This is a genomic window from Geomobilimonas luticola (assembly GCF_018476905.1).
Taxonomy (GTDB): domain Bacteria; phylum Desulfobacterota; class Desulfuromonadia; order Geobacterales; family Geobacteraceae; genus Geomobilimonas; species Geomobilimonas luticola.
This window is the reverse complement of sequence record NZ_JAHCVK010000006.1, coordinates 25,278-43,214: the sequence shown is the minus strand read 5'-3', so window position 1 is coordinate 43,214 and position 17,937 is coordinate 25,278. Positions and strand designations below refer to the sequence as shown.

Below are 17,937 nucleotides of genomic sequence, written 5' to 3'. Positions count from 1 at the left end.
TCCTTTTAGTTCTGTTGTTGAGTACCGCATCCACCCTTCGTTCCGCACCCTCCGCATCCTGCCGAGGAGGCGCTTGTGCCGATCTCCCTGCCCGCAATCTGCCTGAACTCTTCCGGCGTCAGCACAGCGTACACATTGCTGCCAAACCCGGCTTCACTTACCTTTTGGGCGAGTTTTTCAGGATGGGCCGTTTTCGTGTCATAACCGACGATGACCCAGCCACCGTCAATATCCACTTCAGTCACGGCAACACCTTTCTCACGTTGGAGCGTTTTGGTTATCTTGCTTGAGCAGCTGCCGCAGGTCATGCCGGTCGTCCTCAGGACTACGACGGAGTCTGCCGTCGCGCCGATTCTTACGTGAAAAGCGAGGACCACCAGCAAGGTGACGACCGTGATTATGAGGAACGTGGTACCTATGTTTTTTGCGCGCATGATAAACCTCCTTGCGTTGACACAGTTCTCTTATCAAGTGTCGTGCCAATTGTTTTTATAAGTGTAACCGGCTAATATCAAATACAAATTTATCGGTGGGTGTTGAGGACAGGTGATTTAATTAAGAAGAATATTCGCCTACGGGTGTAGAATTTTCTACGGCGGGGGGGCGTTTCGACGGGAGACCTGTCTGCATCAGCGAACAGATAATTTTCATTCATGCGTGGATAAGTTCTAAGCACTCCTGTCTTGATTTTACGGTGCCCCATGCGTAATAATCCATCTCGAAGTTTTTGGAATAAAAAAAGCCGTTCCATCACCTGTGATTGATGAAACGGCTTCCTGAAATTTTCACCTGTTTCTTCGGGAGCTCGGCTACCTGTCAGTAAGAAATCCATCCTTGCTACAAGATGGTATGCTCTTTGTTAACGGGTCCGTCAGCTTTGTGCCCTCGGAATTTCTTCCAAGTTTACCGTTTCGGAAACAGGCTGATGTAACTGTAACGCAGCAAGAACAATTGTCAAGCGTCGTCACATTTTTTTAGAGCGGGCCGGTGCGATTGCCGCTAGGACATGCGGCCCTGGAGGATCACCCAGGGCTTGACCGGTAGGTGGCGAGGTCGGGTGAATGGGCTGACGAGCGGTACCGACGAGCAGAACTGAGTCTTAAGGGATTTGAAACGCCATGACAGATGATAAACCCCATTTTGATGTAAGGCTGGCAGCACTTCTGATAGGCGTTATCCTGTCCACGGTGGATTCCAGCGCGCTGAATCTGGCACTCCCCTCACTTGCCGCTCATTTCAGGACCGATGCCGCTGCCGTTCAGGGGGCCTCCTCGCTCTACCTGATCGGAGCTGCAGTTGCATTTCTGCCTCTGTCAGGTCTAGCCGGCAAGATCGGGACGGTCAAGGTCTACCGATTCTCCTTGGCTGTCTTTGCCCTCATCTCCCAGATATTGGTGATTTCCCCCAACCTTCACACCCTCCTGGCGCTCCGGTTCATCCAGGGGATCGCCGGTGCAGGTATTGTCGGTCTGGTTCCCGGCATGACAGCTTCTACCTTCAAAGAGCATCGTGGGTGGGCCTTGGGCATGGTGTCGGGATCGGTTGCGGCTGGAACCCTTATGGGGCCGCCGTTGGGGGGCTTTCTGGTCGAATGGTTCGGCTGGCAATCAATCTTCTACATAAACCTTCCCTTTGGACTGCTTGCCTTGATTCTCTCCGGCAGATTAACCGACCTCCACGGCGTAGGCCTCAAAGAAGGGCTGCGCAGGTCTCTCCATGCGCCGCGATTCATACTGGCACTGCTCTCCACGGCTTTTTTCTTTGTTCAATCCTTCGGCACCAACCTTGTTTGGCCATTCTACCTTGAAGCAGTCGGAATCTCTCCCAGCAAAGTCGGGTTGATGATGCTCGTTCCCCCCATAATCCTGATGGCTGTGGGACCCCGCTGTGGCCAGCTGTCCGACAGGATCGGGTATGATCGAATCAGTTGGCTTGGCAGTATTGTGCTGATGTTTGCCTCTATCGGCCAGGGTGTCAGTGGTTCAATAGTTGTGGGTTTGTTGGGTATCGGACTTGGCAGGGCGCTCTTTCAGGCAGCCAATAATGCCGCAGTCCTTTCCAATGCACCCGAAGGAACCACGACAGTCGCTTCAGGACTGCTCTCCATCGCCCGAGTGACGGGACAGGCGCTCGGGAGTATCCTTGCCGGCACGCTCTGGGGTACGCTGGAGCATTCCGGCACACAGCGCGCCTTTCTGGTTGTGAACCTGATCCTGGGAGGAGTTGCGGCGCTCTCGGGTATACTGATCATGGGGCGGGGCAGGCTCGGCCAGAAGCTGTCTGGTGAGTGATTATGGAACAAATGTTTCTGCGCATCTACTAAGGGACTTCATTGCCCTCAGTCGAGCGCCAAAACTGCGGGGGAAACCCATGCCGCATATGTTCACAGGACTTCAGCGTAAAAAAAAAAGGGACTGGCCCAATTGGCTAGTCCCTTGATATTTCTGGTGGGCGATGCTGGGTTCGAACCAAGAAGAAACACAAAAACCCTGTATTTTCAATGTGTTGATAATTTCTGTAACTTGTTGAAATATAGGACATAATTTATTGTATTTCAATAACTTGCCTGAATTCATGTAATTTTTCCGTTGACATTTTTTTACAGAAACTTTACAGAATGTTTCTGTAAAAATCACTTTTTGGGAAATGTCAGGGGGGAACAATGGACACGTTTAAAAAACACCTGAACGGGGAGATACTGCTTCCTAACTTTTGACCATTCCTGTGACCTTTGTACGTACAGAAACCACTTATTGAAATGAAATTACCTTTCTAAATCCAGATGTGTCAAAAATTGTGTACAAAATTTTTTGAATGATTCCTGTAAAGGTTGTACGTACAAGGGTTTATAAGATTAGTTGCAATTAATAAAATAAGTGATATATACCCCTTTTGGGACCTTTACTGAAAAATATTGTGGATGACACTTTACAGGGAAGGTGAAGGGGAACGGATATGAAAACATTAATCAGGATATTAATACTGTTAGTAATAATGAACAATGCTGTTTATGCTGTTGGTATAGATGGATACGAGTTGTCAATGACATATAAAAATGTTTATGACAAACTGACAGAAAGAGACCAATACAAGATAAAAGAAGTGGAAAACGGTATTTTCGCAAGTCCAAAAGACCAAGCAACCACAGTAAAGTATATATTTAAGTTTAAAAACGATAGATTAGTAACTGTGTCGAGAATTTATGAAACCACAATGAAAAACTATTACTTGCTACTAGACTTATACAATAAGCAGAACGGAAACAACAACAAAACAACCACAACAACACACGAAATGCCAGACTTTTGGACATATTCAATAATGACCGAGTGGACTAATCAAAACATAGAATATTCTGTAGGGTATCAAGCATTTCACACAAATGACTATATAATACGTAGTGTTAGATGTATAAATGAAAATAATTGTAAGTAGTATTTGGTGCCAAATATATACCTCTTATATTATCCCCCCCAGCCGAACGGATAACCTCAGTCTAGTACAATTTGAAGTGTTTGTAAACGTAACCTAAACCTGTTTGTACACTGGTTATGGTTTATTGATGTCTGAAAATAGTGGGTTTATATTAGAAGGTTTTATGAAGACCAAAAAAAGAGTTTACAGATACGATGTCTGTAAACTCCTTTTAATTTTGGACTAGCTAATCCGAACCGAACAAATATAATTGTGCAGAATTTTCTGGCCGTTTCTTGAAAGGTTGTGTGAACAGGGGGGAGAATATGACCTCTAAAAAAGGGGTAAAATTCCCCATTATCACCCCCTATTTTTTACAGAAAGTTTACAGAATGACGGAAAGGGTGAGTGGGGAAAGTAAGGGGTGTATCTGTAATGCTCTGAAAATAAAAAGGGAATCCGTTTGGATTCCCTCTAAATTTGGTGGGCGATGCTGGGTTCGAACCAGCGACCCCTGCCGTGTGAAGGCAGTGCTCTCCCGCTGAGCTAATCGCCCTAAAAGTTCCTATTGAATAACAAAAGGCGGAGCGTCTGTCAAGCAGGAAAGCGCCAGCAGGCCGCTCAACGCCGCTTTTCAGCGGGATTAAAAAATCGTTATACGTGGCTGAATAGACCTTGACAGCAAAACAGCGCGGTTGATATATTCAACTCCGCTTTTTATTCCTGCTAAAATGGGAGTCTGTTTTGACGAGAGCGGTTCAGGTGCAGCATGAAGGGGATATCGCGCTGGTCAGGCTGAATCGGCCCGAGGCGGCCAATTGCCTGAGCGGTGCCATGATACAGTCACTTCTGGAAACCTTTCGCAAACTCAAGGACGATCGGGAGGTCAAGGGGGTCATCATCACCGGGGGAGGGAAATTCTTCTGCGCCGGTGGTGACATCGGAGAAATGGCTGCCATGAGCCCCATGGCGGCGGTGGAGTTTGCTGAGCTCGGACAGAAGCTGATGTTCGCCATAGAGCGGGTCGGTAAGCCGGTCCTGGCCGTGGTGAACGGCCATGCCCTCGGTGGAGGGCTGGAACTCGCCTTGGCCTGCGATTTCATTGTGGCATCCACTGCGGCGTTTTTCGCTGCTCCGGAAATCAAACTCGGGATCATCCCCGGTTTCGGCGGCACCCAGCGCCTGGCCCGCCTCGTGGGGAAGGCCAAGGCAAAAGAGCTCATTTTCACCGGCGACAGCATCAATGCAGCAGAGGCCCACGCAATCGGGCTCGTCAACCGGGTTTACGAGCCTGATCAGCTGCTTGCCCAGGCCTTGGAACTCATGCAGACCATCTGCAGTCGCGGTCCCCTCTCCCTGCGCATGGGTAAAGAGATCATCGATGCCGGTTACGACATTGACCTCGCCAACGCCTGCCTTATGGAGCGGGATGCCTTTGCCCTCTGCTTTTCAACCGAGGACCAGAAGGAAGGGATGGGGGCGTTTCTTGAGAAGCGGCCGGCCAGATTCCCCGGCCGCTGAGAGGTACGAGCCATGAAACTCAAGCAGGGGCATATTCAGGTCTATACGGGAGACTGCAAGGGGAAGACGACTGCGGCCCTCGGCCTGGCTCTCAGGGCCGTCGGGCGGGAGATGATGGTCTGCATGGTTCAGTTCATGAAGGGGGGAGGCCCCTACGGTGAACACCTGGCCGCCCAGCGCCTCGCCCCGTACCTGACGATCATCCCCACCGGCCGGGCAGGGTGGGTGGACCGCGACCATCCCGATCCGGAGGACCGGCGCCTGGCCCAGGAGGCGTTTGAACTGGCCCGGCAGGCTCTTACGGGGGGCAAGTACGATCTTGTCATTCTTGACGAGATCAACGGCGCCGTCTCGTTCGGCCTTGTAGAGGTTGCGCAGGTACTGGAGCTCATGGGACAGAAACCGACGGACGTGGAACTGGTCCTGACCGGCCGCAACGCCGATCCCCGGGTCATCGAGGCCGCTGATCTGGTGACGGAGATGCGGGAGATCAAGCACTATTACAAAACCGGGGTGCGGGCCCGGGTTGGTATAGAAAAGTAGCGGCATTTCGTCGCGGTTTCTTCGGCCGTGCCGGATAACTCATCTCTGTAAAATATGACTATTGACCTATAAATGCTAGCAAAGGAGAATATCATGGCTGAAAGAAAATTGCGGGTAATGGTGGGAAAGCCGGGGCTGGACGGTCATGACCGGGGGGCGAAGATCATTGCCCGTGCATTCCGTGACGCCGGCTTCGAAGTCATCTACACCGGGTTGCACCAGACCCCCGAGCAGATCGTGGCGGCTGCCATTCAGGAAGATGTCGACTGCGTGGGATTGTCCATCCTCTCCGGCGCCCACAATACCCTGCTTCCCAGGGTGTGCGAACTGTTCCGGGAGAAGCAGGCTGCCGATATCGCCCTCTTCTGTGGCGGGGTGATTCCGGACGACGACATCCCCGGTCTGAAAGCTGCCGGCATGAAGGAGGTCTTCACCCCGGGGACGTCCACCGAAGACATCGTCAAATGGGTGAAGGACAACGTCCAGCCCCGCGCCTGAGGAAGCAATGCCCTACAAGAAACTCCACATCGAGATTATCGACCGGGTCGGCTCTATCCTCATGCAGTCCGGCAGCCGTTTCAACAAACTCTCCATCACCACCCTGCGGGAACTGAAGCGGGCCTTCGGCGAACTTGAGGCCGACCCGGCGGTGACCGTCATTGTCCTCAGCGGCTACCCCGGCGAATCCTTCGCGGTCGGGGCGGACATTGCCCAGATGCGGGATTTCGGGCCCGCCGAGGGGTTTGCCTTTGCCGAACTGGGCCAGTCACTGTTTGCCCAGATGGAGGAGTGCGGCAAGCCGATCATCGGCGCCCTCAACGGCATCACCATGGGGGGAGGGTGCGACCTTGCCCTGGCCTGCGACATCAGGCTCGGCAGCGATGCACTTCTCTTTGCCCACCCCGGCGCCAAGCTCGGTATCATCACCGGTTTCTGCGGTACCCAGAAACTGCCGCGACTGGTGGGGAAAAACTTCGCCCGGGAGATATTCATGACGTCCGACCCCTACACGGCGGCCGATGGGCTGCGGATGGGGTTCATCAACCGCCTCTTCCCCGCGGCGAGCTTCTGGGATGACGTGGTGGCATTTGCCGGACGGATAGCGGCTCATCCCGTCGAACCGCTCCTCTACGGCAAAAAAATCATCAATGCCAGTGAAGACGTGGAATTGAAGAGCGGTTGCGTGATGGAACTGGGCGCCTTTTCTTCGCTCTTCGCCACGGAGGCCCGGGCGGAGAAGATGCAGTCATTCCTGAACAGAAAGAAAAATCATGGCACTCGCTGAAAAGATCCTGACGGGGGACATCCGGGCCGCGGCGCGCCTCATGCGCGACATCGACGACGGCTTCCGGAGCGCCGTTGACGAGTTGAAAATCCTCTATCCCCACACGGGCAAGGCCTATATCATCGGCATCACCGGTCCGCCCGGTGCCGGCAAGTCGACGCTGGTAGACCAGATAACGGCCGCCTACCGGCAGCGCGGCAAGACGGTGGGTATCGTGGCGATCGACCCGACCAGCCCCTTTACCGGCGGGGCCATCCTGGGGGACCGGATCAGGATGAATCGCCATGCGGACGATCCCGGTGTGTTCATCCGCAGTCTTGCCACCCGTGGTCACCTTGGGGGGCTTTCCCGCTCCACGGGGGATGTGGTGAATGTCCTCGATGCCATGGGGATGGACGTGGTCATCGTAGAAACGGTCGGCGTGGGGCAGGACGAGATTGACATCGTCAGCATGGCCCACACTACCACGGTGGTGATGGTCCCGGGCCTCGGTGACGATATCCAGGCCATCAAGGCGGGAATACTGGAGATCGGCGACGTGTTCGTGGTCAACAAGGCCGACCGGGACGATGCGGACCGGACCGTCCGGGAACTCGTCACCATGCTGGAGATGAATCCCGACCGGGGTAGGGGGTGGCAGCCCCATGTGCTCAAGACCGAAGCGAGCCGAAACCGGGGGATCGAGGAACTGGTGGACGAATTCGAATCGCACCGGGGGTATCTCCACGATTCCGGGGCGATCCGCCACCTTCTCGAAGAAAAGAACGCCAAGCAGTTCCTGGAAATACTGCGGGAGCGGCTCTTCAGCGAGGTTTTCGGTCACATCGAGGTGAACGGCCGTTTCCGCGAGATCGTCGCCGGCATGATGACCCGGGAGAAGGACCCCTACAGTGCCGTGGAAGAGATCGTGGCGGAGCGGCTGCTGGTCGGTCCCTGACCCTTTTCCTTGACCCGGTCGATGAAAAAATGGTACGTATTGAAGCATCAATTTGGGGCGTGTGCCCCATTTGTTTTTTCATCAGACAGGGAAGAGCACCATGCTGCGCAAAGTCGTCTACATCCTATTGCTCATTTCACTCGTTGCCATTGTCGTCTACAACCCCGAAGCCACGTCCGAGCCCGCGGCCAATCCCCGTGACCCCGCCAAGGAAGACCTGAGCAGGATCGATTATCCGAGCCAGGCGGAGATCGAGTGGGAACCCCGATTCATCCAGCCCCAGGACACCATCGAATCACTGTTCGGTAAGGACTGGCCCCTGGTGGCCCGCTTCAACAGGATCGATCGTCGCCATGTCTATCCCGGCATGACCATCAAGGTTCCGAAGCGGATGGACGACATCCGCGACTATACCCCCCTGCCGCGGTCCTACGAGCCTGCCCGGCGGCATGGGAAGTACATCCTCGTCAGCCTCACGGAGCAGTGGCTCGGTGCCTACGAAAAGGGGAACCTGAAGTTCTCCATGCCGGTCGCCACGGGGAGCGATACCCACAAATCCCCCACCGGCGTGTTCCGGGTCGATGCCCGTCACCGGAATCACACCTCCTCCCTTTACAAGACCGAAGACGAGAGCGAGCAGTACCCCATGGACAACGCGATCCGCTTTTATATCGACAAGGAGAATGTGTCGTACTGGATCCATGCCCGCGATCTCCCCGGGCGGCCCGGTTCCCACGGCTGCATCGGGGTGTATGATGAAGCGATGCAGAAAAGGGTCTACGATATCCCTGCCCGGCCGGTCCTGCTCGATTCCCACAAGCTCTACAACTGGGCTGTCGGGGAGGCGGATTACGAGGACGACACGGGTGAACTGGAGGAGCTTGAAAGCGGGCCGGTCGTGGAAGTGATCGGCGATAATCCCCGTATCCACGGAAAGTCGCTCTTTGCCCTGATTACGGGCAACTAACAACAGATGACCAGGAGACACTCAATGAAATCAGTGAGAAGAAGCAGGTACCCCCTGTTGTCGGCAGGAATTGCGGTGCTGGTTTGTGCGCAGGTTGCGTTCGGTGCGACGGCAGGAGGCAACGTCGAAGCGGTTCTGAAGAAGGCGTTTCCGCAGCTGAAATACGACAGTATCGAGCCCGCTGACGTCAAGGGCTTCTATGAAGTGGTAGTCGGGCAGAATATCGTCTATTTTTACCCCGAAAAGGAATATCTCTTCGTGGGGGACATCTACGCTCCGCCGGGCAAGAGTCTTACCGCCGAAAAACGGGGAGAGCTGGCCGCAAAGCTGGTGCAGACCCTTCCCCTTGACAAGGCGGTCAAGGTGGGGAACGGCAAGAAGGTGGTGATCGAATTCACCGATCCCGACTGCCCCTACTGCAAGAAGGTTTCGGAGTATTTCAAGAACCGGACCGATGTCACCCGTTATGTCTATTTCACTCCCCTGGCCCATCCCCAGGCGATCAACAAGGTGCACTACATCCTCGCCGCCAAGGACAAGGAAAAGGCCTACAAGGAGATGATGCTCGACCCGACTCAGCCCAAACCCCAGGACAGTTACAGCGAGGCGATCAAGGCGCTGGCCCAGGAGCACCTGGCACTGGGGAAAAAGATGGGGGTACAGGGGACGCCGACCATGTTCGTTGGCGGCAAGCAGGTGGTGGGAGCCGATACCCAGCAGCTGGAGCAGCTTCTGAAGTAACCTGCTGCAGCAGGGAAATCCGTGAGACGGGAAAGCCCGCTTCAGAGTGATCGTGATCTCTGAAGCGGGCTTTTGCGCGATTACAACCCGTACTTCCCCATCTTGTACCGTAGCGTTCCCCGTGGCACCTTGAGGAGCTGGGCTGTCTGGAGGACGTTGCCTCCGGTCTGGTCAAGGGCCTGGCGGATCAGGGCGCTCTCGTAACGCTCCGTTGCCTCTTCCAGTCCCAACGCCAGGTCAGTCACCAGTGTCTGGGGAGCAGTCAGTTCCTGGCCATTCTGCTGGGCGAGCTCATGGGGAAGATGCTCGGGTTTCAGGAGGGGACCGCTGTGCATGATGCAGATTCGCTCGATGACGTTCTTCAGCTCGCGGATGTTGCCCGGCCAGTCGTATCCCCGCATCAGATCGATGGCAGCAGGTTCGATATCCTGGAATCCCCGGGAAAAGGCCCGGTTGAACAGTTCCAGGTAGAAGGTGGCAAGGACCGGTATGTCTTCACGCCGTTCCCGAAGCGGAGGAATGGGGATCGGGAAGACGTTCAGCCGGTAGTAGAGGTCCTCCCTGAAGTGCCCTTCCTTGATGGACTTCTGCAGGTTGCGGTTGGTGGCGGCGATGACCCGTACGTCGATGTCGATGTTGCGTGTGCCGCCGACCCGCCGTATCCTGCGCTCTTCCAATACCCGCAGGAGCTTGGCCTGCATGGCCGGGTCCATCTCACCCACCTCGTCCAGAAAGATCGTCCCTTTGTTCGCCTCTTCGAACAGGCCGAGCTTGCGCTGCCCGGCATCGGTGAACGCCCCCCTTTCGTGGCCGAACAGCTCGCTCTCCAGAAGGTTCACCGGGATGGAGGCGCAGTTGATCTCGATGAACGGCGCTTCGCGCCGGTCCGACAGGTGGTGGATGGCCTTTGCCACCAGTTCCTTGCCGGTTCCCGACTCGCCGGTGATGAGGACGGTGGAGGCGGGAAAACGGGCAATCTCCCGTACCTGCCGGTTGATGTCCAGCTGGGCGGGGCTGGCGCCGACCATGGGGACCTTTTCGAACAGTTCCAGGTCCCCCTTGCGGAAATTGCGTACCTCCCGCTTCAGGCTCTGGGTCTGGAGCGCCAGCTTGACGATGACCCGCAGGGCATCGGCCTTGAACGGTTTCTTCATGTAGTGGAAGGCCCCCAGTTTCAGGGCATCCACGGCGCTCTCCACCGATCCGAAACCGGTGATGATGATGACGAGCAGTTCCGGGTCGAACTTTCTCAACTCCTTGAGAACCTCGATGCCGTCCTCGGGCCCCAGGTTCAGGTCGAGGAGCACCAGATCCACATCTTCGTCGCCGACCTGCTCCAGGGCTTCCCGCCCGCTGGCGGCACCCAGGACCGTGTAGCCGTCCTCCCGGAGAATCCTTTCCACGTTTTCCCGGATGAAGGCCTCGTCGTCGATGATCAGTATCTTTTCCATGACTACCTTCCTGGGGGGAGCTGATATTTTTCTTTCATCACCGTTGCGAAGGCCCGTGCCGCTGGCGATAGCTCGCGACCCGCGCGGGTGGCAATATAGAACGAGCGCACCACCTGCAGCCCGCTCACGTCAATTGCCGCCAGATCCCCCCGCTCCAGTTCCCTTCCCGTCGACAGCTCCGACATGAAGGCCACTCCAATCCCGGCCGTCACCGCCTGTTTAACCGCTTCGTTGCTTCCCAGCCGTGCTTTTATGGTCAATTTGCCGATGTCGATTCCTGCCTGTTGAAGTGCAACAGCGAGTGCCTTGCCGGTGCCCGAACCTTCCTCCCTGAGGATCAACGGTTCTTCGACGAGTTCTGTCAGTGCGATGTCGCCTTTATTACGCCAGCGATGCCCGCGTCCTACGACCAGGCGGATAGTATCGCGGACCAGCGGCTCGAAGTCCACATCTTCCCGGGAATCGGCGTTCCCGACCACTCCTATTTCGACGGTTTCCCGGGCCAGTTTTTCCAGTATCTCGTGGCTGTCCCCCTGTACCAGCGTCACCTGCAGCCCGGGGAAACGCTCCAAGAGGAGGGGGAGGACAGCGGGTATCAGGTAGTCGCCGGGAATGTTGCTGCCACCGATCCTGAGCACGGCCTCTTCAATCCCCTTGAACCGGCGCATGGCATGATCCAGGCCGGCGGCACCGGCCAGTATCTGCCGGGCATGCTGGCACAGTACCTTGCCACCTTCGGTCAGGAGGGCACCCCGGCCGGTCCGGTCCAGCAGCTTGAGGCCAAATTCCTTTTCCAGGGCGGCGATGTGCTGGCTTACGGTGGACTGGGTGAGAAAGGTCGCCTCGGCTCCCCGGGAAAAACTACCCGTATCGGCTACCGCCAGGAACACTTCCAGTTGCTTGAAGTTCATAGATCACCATTTAAAAATTCGATATATCTTATCGGTAACATGAAAATTATCAATTTGCATTGTGGCTGTCAATGGCTTATTAATGTTCAGCCATCATCGCGTCAACTGGTTATTCAGTGTGCAATAATCCCGTAGGGAGTGAAAGGAAACAGGGATGAGATACTTATTTGTGGCACAGGTTGCATTGCTTGCGCTGCTCTGGTGCACGGCCGCCGGTGCCGGCGACTATCGGTACGTGAAGCAGGAAACGTTCAGGAACTTGCTCGCGAGTGGTGCGCCGGTTGTTATTGTCGACATTCAGCTTCCCAACCAATTTGTCAAGCACCATTTCAAGGGAGCCATCGAGACCGGCGCCTTTCCGGCAAACAGCGATGCCGACCGGAAAAAGCTCGATGCCGTGCTACCGGCGATCAAGGCCGGCCGGGGTGATGTGGTCATCGTCTGTCCCCGTGGGGGTGGCGGCGCCAAGAACGCGTTCACCTACCTGAAGGAGCAGGGGGTAGCCGAGTCGCGTCTCCTTATCCTGGAAAAGGGAATGGATGGGTGGCCCTATCCGGAAATGACCGTAAGCGGCAGGTAGCGAACGGAAAGTACTAAATAGAGGAGCGTGCATGAAGAAGGCGATGATGATGTGTATGACCATGCTGCTGCTGGCGGGGAACTCAGCTTGGGCCGGCAGCCGTGCCGGCGTGATAACGGTGGAGGTGGACCTGTCGGCCCAGGCAACGGGAGCGGATGCGAAGTTGTGGCTGCCGTACCCGGTTTCCGACAAGGATCAGCTGGTGAGCAGTGTCAACGTAGCCGGTGACTACGCGGAGAGCGGTGTCTACACGGACAGGGTCAATGGCACGCCGATGCTCTATGCAAGGTGGGGCAAGGAGGCGAAGAGCCGCAAGCTGACGCTTTCCTTTGCCGTGGAGCGCCAGGAAGTCCTGCGGCGCGAGCTTCCCCGGGAAGAGCAGGCTTGGAACCGTGCCGATTTCGCACCCTACCTGGCCGCCACCAGTCTCGGTCCCGTTGACGGTGAGGTGAAGAAGCTGTCCGACAGCATCACCAAAGGGAAAAAGACCGTTTTTGAAAAGGCGCGGGCCATCTACGACTGGACCTGTGAAAACACCTACCGCGATCCCGCCACCCGCGGCTGCGGCAAGGGGGACGTCTGCGCCCTTCTTCCGAAACCAGGGGGGAAATGCACCGATATCTCCTCGGTTTTCATCTCCCTCTGTCGCGCAGCCGGTGTGCCGGCCCGGGAGATATTCGGCATCCGGCTCGGAAAGAAGGAGACGGAGGACATCACCACCTGGCAGCACTGTTGGGCGGAGTTCTTCCTGCCGGGGTACGGCTGGGTACCGGTCGATCCGGCCGATGTCCGGAAGGCGATGCTGACGGAAAAACTGGAACTGGCGGATCCGAAGACGGCCGACTACCGCGCCTATTTCTGGGGGGGGATCGACCCGTACCGGATCAAGCTGGCAGTAGGCCGCGACCTGATCCTCAACCCACCCCAGGCCGGGGCGCCCCTGAATACCTTCGGCTATCCCTATGCCGAGGTGGGAGGGAAGGCTCTTGACTTCTATGAACCGAAGAGCTTCGTCTACCGGATCAGCTATCGCGAAAAATAACGACCTGGACGCAGGGATGACAAGAAAGGCCGCAGGCTGGGAAAGCTGCGGCCTTTCTTCGTTCGGTCAGACGACCGGTTCCAGGGGGAGCAGGATGGTGAAACGGGTTCCCTTGCCGGCCGTGCTCTCCACGCTTATCCGGCCATGGTGCTCTTCCACGATCCGCTGGGTAATGGAGAGGCCCAGGCCGGTGCCCGCTCCCTTGCGGGTGAAGAACGGCTCGAAGATGAGGGGAAGATCTGCCTCCGGGATGCCGGGTCCGCTGTCGGCAACGGTGATGACTGCCATTCCCTCCTGGAGGCCGGTCCGTACCCCGATCTGTCCCCCGTCGGGCATGGCTTCAAGGGCATTTTTGACGATGTTGAGGAGGGACTGCTTGATTTTTTCACCGTCAAAGGGGAAAGAGGGGAGACGGGCCGGCAGAAAGCTGAGTTCGACCTTCTGTCGCTCGCATTCCCGCTTCAGGAGCAGAAAAGTGTCCTGAAGCACCTGGTTCAGGTCCCCTTCGACGAACCGTGCCTTGGGGGGAGAGGCGAAGTTGAGCAGGGCGGCAATGAGCCGTTCGACCCGTTCGATTTCCGCCAGGGCCTTGCCCATCAGGGATTTGCTGTCTGCATCGAGGCCGGTCCGGTCATGGAGGTCGTCCAGCAGAAGGGAGATGCCGGTCAGGGGGTTGCGCACCTCGTGGGCAATGCCGGCGGAGAGCTTGCCGAGGGAAGCGAGCCGGTCCATCCGGGTCATTTCTTCCCTCAGTTCCTCCTTTTCCGTCTCGTCCCGCATGGTGACGGTGATGCCGCCGGTCGCATGTTCGTAGATGGGGAAAAAACCGATTTCGAAGTAGTGGGTACGGCCGTCCTGGTCCATGGTCAGCGGTTCCCGTCCGTACGCTTTCTCCCCCCCCAGTACCCGTTCGATGCGGTTCGGCATGTCTCCCCACTGGCGGAATACGTCGCGGTGGTGGGCACCAATCTCGCCTGCCGTACCGAGAAAGCGCCGACCGGTACCGTTGATGGAGGTGAGGGTGCCATCGGGTGAAAGGGTGAGGATGGCGCTGGAGATACTGTCGAGGACGCTCTCCTTGAAGTTTCGCTCGGTGCGAAGTTCCCCCAGCGTCCGGAGCAGGTTGTTCTTGCGCTGTTCCAGTTCGCCCGCCATCCGGTTGAAGCTTTCGGCCAGTTCTCCCACTTCGTCGCTGCTTGCCACATCGACACGGTTGCCGGTTTCCCCTGCGGCAAGCTGCCGGGCACGGTCGGTGAGGACCGCCAGCGGGCGGGTGATCCCGCGGGAGAGCAGCCATGCGCAGAACACCACCAGGAGCGACGTCAGGGCGACAATGAAGGCGCTGGTGGTGATGTGCTCCTGCAGTTGGCGGTTGATGAGGGTGACGCTGGTCCGGGCAGCCTCCCGGAACTGGTCGGTCTGGAAACCTATGGTTACGCCGCCGAAGATGCCGGACCGTTCATATTCGCCCGTCCGGTAGAGGATGGGTGCGAAGGCCATGACCTTGGTCGCCCCCCCCACGTTGGTGATGTCCACATGTCCGCTCTTCTTTTCCCGCACCAGATTGGCCACCACCGGATAATTGGGATGAACGAACCCGGCATGGTCAAGGTTGTACGGTATGCGGCCGGTAGCCACGTCTTCCTTGCTGGAGGCTGCGGTATAGGGGGGGATGAGTTTGCCGTCCCGGTCGAGACCCCGGATATCCCAGAATTTCGGATGGGTGATGATCCACCCCTCGTCGTCGAAGAGGAAGGCGTAGTTGCCGCTCTGGTAGGAGGGGAAGACCGTCGTGGCGTTCTTTCCCGGGAGGATGTGCTGGGAGAACTCCATGAGATGACGGTGGTCGAGGGAGAGGACTACGATGCCGGCGAATTTCCCGCGACTGTCCGTCATCGGGGTGGCGAAACGGATGACCCCGCGGTATTCCTTGCCATGCACTGCGGATTCCGGGTCGAGGGCGCCGGACAACTGCTCCTGTTTGGAAACATGGAAACCGGTCAGACGGGAAACGTAGATCTCACCCGGTTTGAGCGAGCGGGTCTTCAGGAAATACTCCTCGCTCTTGAATTCTGTGTTGGCGGGAAGGGAAACATCGCGCAGCTCTCCCCGCGGCAGGATGCGCCCCTCCTGGATTGCAAAGGTTTCCTGCCCCGAACGGTCGACTATGGAGAGCGATGCGTAACGGGGGAACCACTCCCGGATTTCGCCGGGCCCCGTCGGTGTCATCAATCGGTGCCAGACTTCCCCCCGCCTGCTGTCATAAAAGGCCTTGAGGGTTCGCGGGTCGCGGGGAAGGGCGGCAAGGAGCTTCAGGTCTCCTTCGCACGTGGCGAGAAAGTCGGTGATGTTATCCGCCACCTGTTCGGCCTTCAGTCTCAGGCTCTCCGATGCCTCCTGGTCGGCGGTGGCGGCGATCCGGGCCGCAAGTTTTTCCCGGGTGTTCCCCAGGTTGACCGAGAGGAGGAGGGAGGAAACGAGAAGCGGCAGGAGGGAGATGAGGAGCATGGCGAGGAGTATCTTCTTGAACAGCGTGAGTCGTTTCATCGCCGTCCTCCCGCCATATTGCCGCTTTCCGGGCATCTCCGGAGGAGATACATGAAGACCGGTCCGGCGAGGGCGCCTAAACCGGCAGTGGAAAAGGCTATCCCCCAGTCAACTGCAACTCCGGGAAAGGGGTCCCAGCCACGACAGAGGTCAAGAGCCCAGCCGAAGACGGTGGGGGAGATCATGCCGAGGGTATAGCCGACGAGGGACTGCATTCCCATGGCTGCCCCCAGGTAACCGGGAGCCACCAGCTCGGTCAGGCCGGTGGAAAAGACCGGCGATTCGGCCACGGTCAGATAGCCATAGAGCAGTCCTGCCGCAAGGGCGACGTAAGGGGGAAAGTTGATGAGCCAGCCGAACGCGAAGGAGCAGGCTGCACTGGCGGTCATGACGAGCATGATGGTCCTGGTCCGTCCCAGCCGGTCCGACAGGGTGCCGGTGATGGCGGTGGAAAAGGTGCCCATGCCCGTTATGACGGCCGCTGCCGTTGCCGCCCAGCCGGTGGCCTTCCCCTGGGAGATGCCGTGGCCGATGAGGAGCGCGGCGTAGAAGGGGGCGAGCCAGCTCCGCATGCCATACATCTCCCACATGTGGGAAGCATAGCCGAGGATCATGAGGAAAGCCGGTTTGTTGCGGACGATCTCGCCACGAAATCCATGTTCCATGCGGGCGTGTACCGTGGGGCGGTAACCGCGGAACACGGGAAGCGAGACGAGTGCTCCCAGGTAGACGCCGACGGAGCAGACGATGAACGCCGTGCGCCAGCCGGCCAGGGACGCAACGCCTCCCGTAACGGCCAGCGACAGGGACGCTCCCAGCATCAGTGCCCCGACGTAGATGCCGATGGCTTTTCCCCGTTCGTGGGGGGCGAACTTTTCCGCCACCAGTTTCAGCCCCGGCATGTAGGTTCCCCCCATGCCGATGCCGGTCAGGGCACGGAGCACCATGGCGGAAAGGTAGTCATGGGCATAGAGGGCGAAGAGGAGGTTGGCGGTGCCGGACCAGAGTATCGAAACGATGAAGATGTTGCGGATGTTGAGCCTGTCGGTGAGGGTGCTCAGGATGACACCCGAGGCGATATAGCCGAGCTGGTAGACGGAGAAGATGCTCCCCGCCATGGTGTTGTTCATCCCCCATTCCTGTTTAAGGAGCGGGAGGATGGCGGAATAGTTGATGAACACCAGCATGATGAAACACTGGGCCAGGCAGAGCATGAGGAGCCAGCGGGTTTTTTCGCTCATGGGTGCCATCCTGTGACGGACCGGGAATCCTGAATTAATGAGACAAGGGATTATAGCGGTTTTTACGGGGTTGGGCAACGGGTTTGGCTGGGAATGGCGAAGAACAAAAAAGGGGGAAGATCGCTCTTCCCCCCTCTGTCTTGCTTCCGTGCGTGATTATTCTACCTTGAGATGCCGACCGGATCTCTGATCGGTTGTTTTGGGGATCCGCACTTCAAGTATGCCGTCCTTGAAACTGGCCTTGGCGTGGTCGGCGTCTATGCCATTCGGCAGGTTCAAAGTCCTGCTGAACGACCCTTCGGACCGCTCCATCCGGAAATAGTCCTTCCGTTCCACCTTTTCCTCGGATTTTTTCTCACCGGAGATGATGATGGCATTATCCATCAGCCGAATGTCGATATCGTCACGTTCCATTCCCGGAAGTTCGGCCTTCACGACAATGGTATCTTTCTCTTCGTAGACATCGACGCTTGGATAGACCATACCCCTGTTCCCCAGTTCGTGGAACAACCGCCTGAAGGGGAGCATCCCCGTCGAGAAGAAGGACCGGTTAAAGGAATCCTCCATGAACCGCTCCATTTCGTCCATTAAGGTGGGAAGTCCACCCCTTTCGACTTCTGTACGGAGCCCTTGTCCCTGAGCCGTTCCTGCTTTGGTCTCATCACCTGCAGGATGTTCCCTGCCGACAGCTTTCAGCACTGTATTTTTTCTCATGTCAGACACCTCCTTTGCATCATGCTGTCTTCTAAGTTGATTT

17 protein-coding genes, 1 tRNA gene and 1 riboswitch are annotated in these 17,937 nt (G+C 57.0%); of the genes, 11 read left to right on the top strand and 7 right to left on the bottom strand.

The window, feature by feature from the left end:
• Positions 1-5 precede the first annotated feature (5 nt).
• Positions 6-434, bottom strand: coding sequence for a heavy-metal-associated domain-containing protein (locus KI810_RS12640; RefSeq protein ID WP_214175921.1), 429 nt, complete (start codon positions 432-434; stop codon positions 6-8).
• Between the two features lie 362 nt (positions 435-796).
• A riboswitch (cyclic di-GMP riboswitch) is annotated at positions 797-918 on the bottom strand.
• A 200-nt stretch (positions 919-1,118) separates the two neighbouring features.
• Here KI810_RS12640 and KI810_RS12635 point away from each other — a divergent pair.
• Both KI810_RS12635 and KI810_RS12630 read left to right on the top strand, forming a co-directional pair.
• Positions 1,119-2,291: an MFS transporter gene (locus tag KI810_RS12635; RefSeq protein WP_214175920.1), complete on the top strand. Its 1,173-nt coding sequence runs from the start codon at positions 1,119-1,121 to the stop codon at positions 2,289-2,291.
• 664 nt (positions 2,292-2,955) lie between these two features.
• Positions 2,956-3,435, top strand: a complete 480-nt coding sequence (locus KI810_RS12630; protein ID WP_214175919.1) for a hypothetical protein — start codon at positions 2,956-2,958, stop codon at positions 3,433-3,435.
• 460 nt (positions 3,436-3,895) lie between these two features.
• On the opposite strand, the gene KI810_RS12625 is transcribed toward KI810_RS12630, so the two are convergent.
• Positions 3,896-3,970, bottom strand: a tRNA-Val gene (locus tag KI810_RS12625).
• 188 nt (positions 3,971-4,158) lie between these two features.
• Between KI810_RS12625 and KI810_RS12620 the strand changes: the two genes are divergently transcribed.
• The 7 genes from KI810_RS12620 to KI810_RS12590 all read left to right on the top strand — a co-directional run bounded on the left by KI810_RS12620 (position 4,159) and on the right by KI810_RS12590 (position 9,408).
• Complete coding sequence (locus KI810_RS12620) at positions 4,159-4,935, top strand: enoyl-CoA hydratase/isomerase family protein (protein WP_246525611.1); 777 nt, start codon at positions 4,159-4,161, stop codon at positions 4,933-4,935.
• Between the two features lie 12 nt (positions 4,936-4,947).
• Positions 4,948-5,478, top strand: a complete 531-nt coding sequence (locus KI810_RS12615; RefSeq protein WP_214175918.1) for a cob(I)yrinic acid a,c-diamide adenosyltransferase — start codon at positions 4,948-4,950, stop codon at positions 5,476-5,478.
• A gap of 93 nt (positions 5,479-5,571) precedes the next feature.
• A complete protein-coding gene (locus KI810_RS12610; protein WP_214175917.1) occupies positions 5,572-5,976 on the top strand; it encodes a cobalamin B12-binding domain-containing protein in 405 nt (134 codons plus the stop codon).
• A 7-nt stretch (positions 5,977-5,983) separates the two neighbouring features.
• A complete protein-coding gene (locus KI810_RS12605) occupies positions 5,984-6,763 on the top strand; it encodes an enoyl-CoA hydratase/isomerase family protein (RefSeq protein WP_214175916.1) in 780 nt (259 codons plus the stop codon).
• Entirely contained in the window at positions 6,750-7,700 is a 951-nt protein-coding gene (meaB, locus tag KI810_RS12600; RefSeq protein WP_214175915.1) for a methylmalonyl Co-A mutase-associated GTPase MeaB, read from the top strand. Before KI810_RS12605 ends, meaB begins: the two co-directional genes overlap by 14 nt.
• A 100-nt stretch (positions 7,701-7,800) precedes the next feature.
• Positions 7,801-8,667 (top strand): L,D-transpeptidase, encoded by an 867-nt coding sequence (locus KI810_RS12595; RefSeq protein ID WP_214175914.1) that lies wholly within the window; start codon positions 7,801-7,803, stop codon positions 8,665-8,667.
• A 24-nt stretch (positions 8,668-8,691) separates the two neighbouring features.
• Positions 8,692-9,408 (top strand): DsbC family protein, encoded by a 717-nt coding sequence (locus tag KI810_RS12590; protein ID WP_214175913.1) that lies wholly within the window; start codon positions 8,692-8,694, stop codon positions 9,406-9,408.
• Positions 9,409-9,488: 80 nt separating this feature from the next.
• On the opposite strand, the gene KI810_RS12585 is transcribed toward KI810_RS12590, so the two are convergent.
• Both KI810_RS12585 and KI810_RS12580 read right to left on the bottom strand, forming a co-directional pair.
• Positions 9,489-10,859, bottom strand: a complete 1,371-nt coding sequence (locus KI810_RS12585; RefSeq protein WP_214175912.1) for a sigma-54-dependent transcriptional regulator — start codon at positions 10,857-10,859, stop codon at positions 9,489-9,491.
• A 2-nt stretch (positions 10,860-10,861) separates the two neighbouring features.
• A complete protein-coding gene (locus KI810_RS12580) occupies positions 10,862-11,770 on the bottom strand; it encodes a selenium metabolism-associated LysR family transcriptional regulator (RefSeq protein WP_214175911.1) in 909 nt (302 codons plus the stop codon).
• Positions 11,771-11,924: 154 nt separating this feature from the next.
• Here KI810_RS12580 and KI810_RS12575 point away from each other — a divergent pair, with 154 nt between their 5' ends.
• Together KI810_RS12575 and KI810_RS12570 are read left to right on the top strand one after the other, a co-directional pair.
• Positions 11,925-12,350, top strand: a complete 426-nt coding sequence (locus KI810_RS12575; RefSeq protein WP_214175910.1) for a rhodanese-like domain-containing protein — start codon at positions 11,925-11,927, stop codon at positions 12,348-12,350.
• A 31-nt stretch (positions 12,351-12,381) separates the two neighbouring features.
• Positions 12,382-13,392 (top strand): transglutaminase family protein, encoded by a 1,011-nt coding sequence (locus KI810_RS12570; protein ID WP_214175909.1) that lies wholly within the window; start codon positions 12,382-12,384, stop codon positions 13,390-13,392.
• Positions 13,393-13,458: 66 nt separating this feature from the next.
• Here KI810_RS12570 and KI810_RS12565 read toward each other — a convergent pair whose 3' ends face one another.
• From KI810_RS12565 to KI810_RS12555, 3 genes are all read right to left on the bottom strand, one after another.
• Positions 13,459-15,939, bottom strand: coding sequence for a PAS domain-containing sensor histidine kinase (locus KI810_RS12565; RefSeq protein WP_214175908.1), 2,481 nt, complete (start codon positions 15,937-15,939; stop codon positions 13,459-13,461).
• Positions 15,936-17,180: an MFS transporter gene (locus KI810_RS12560; RefSeq protein ID WP_214175907.1), complete on the bottom strand. Its 1,245-nt coding sequence runs from the start codon at positions 17,178-17,180 to the stop codon at positions 15,936-15,938. Before KI810_RS12560 ends, KI810_RS12565 begins: the two co-directional genes overlap by 4 nt.
• A 156-nt stretch (positions 17,181-17,336) precedes the next feature.
• Positions 17,337-17,894: an Hsp20/alpha crystallin family protein gene (locus tag KI810_RS12555; RefSeq protein WP_214175906.1), complete on the bottom strand. Its 558-nt coding sequence runs from the start codon at positions 17,892-17,894 to the stop codon at positions 17,337-17,339.
• Positions 17,895-17,937: the final 43 nt, after the last annotated feature.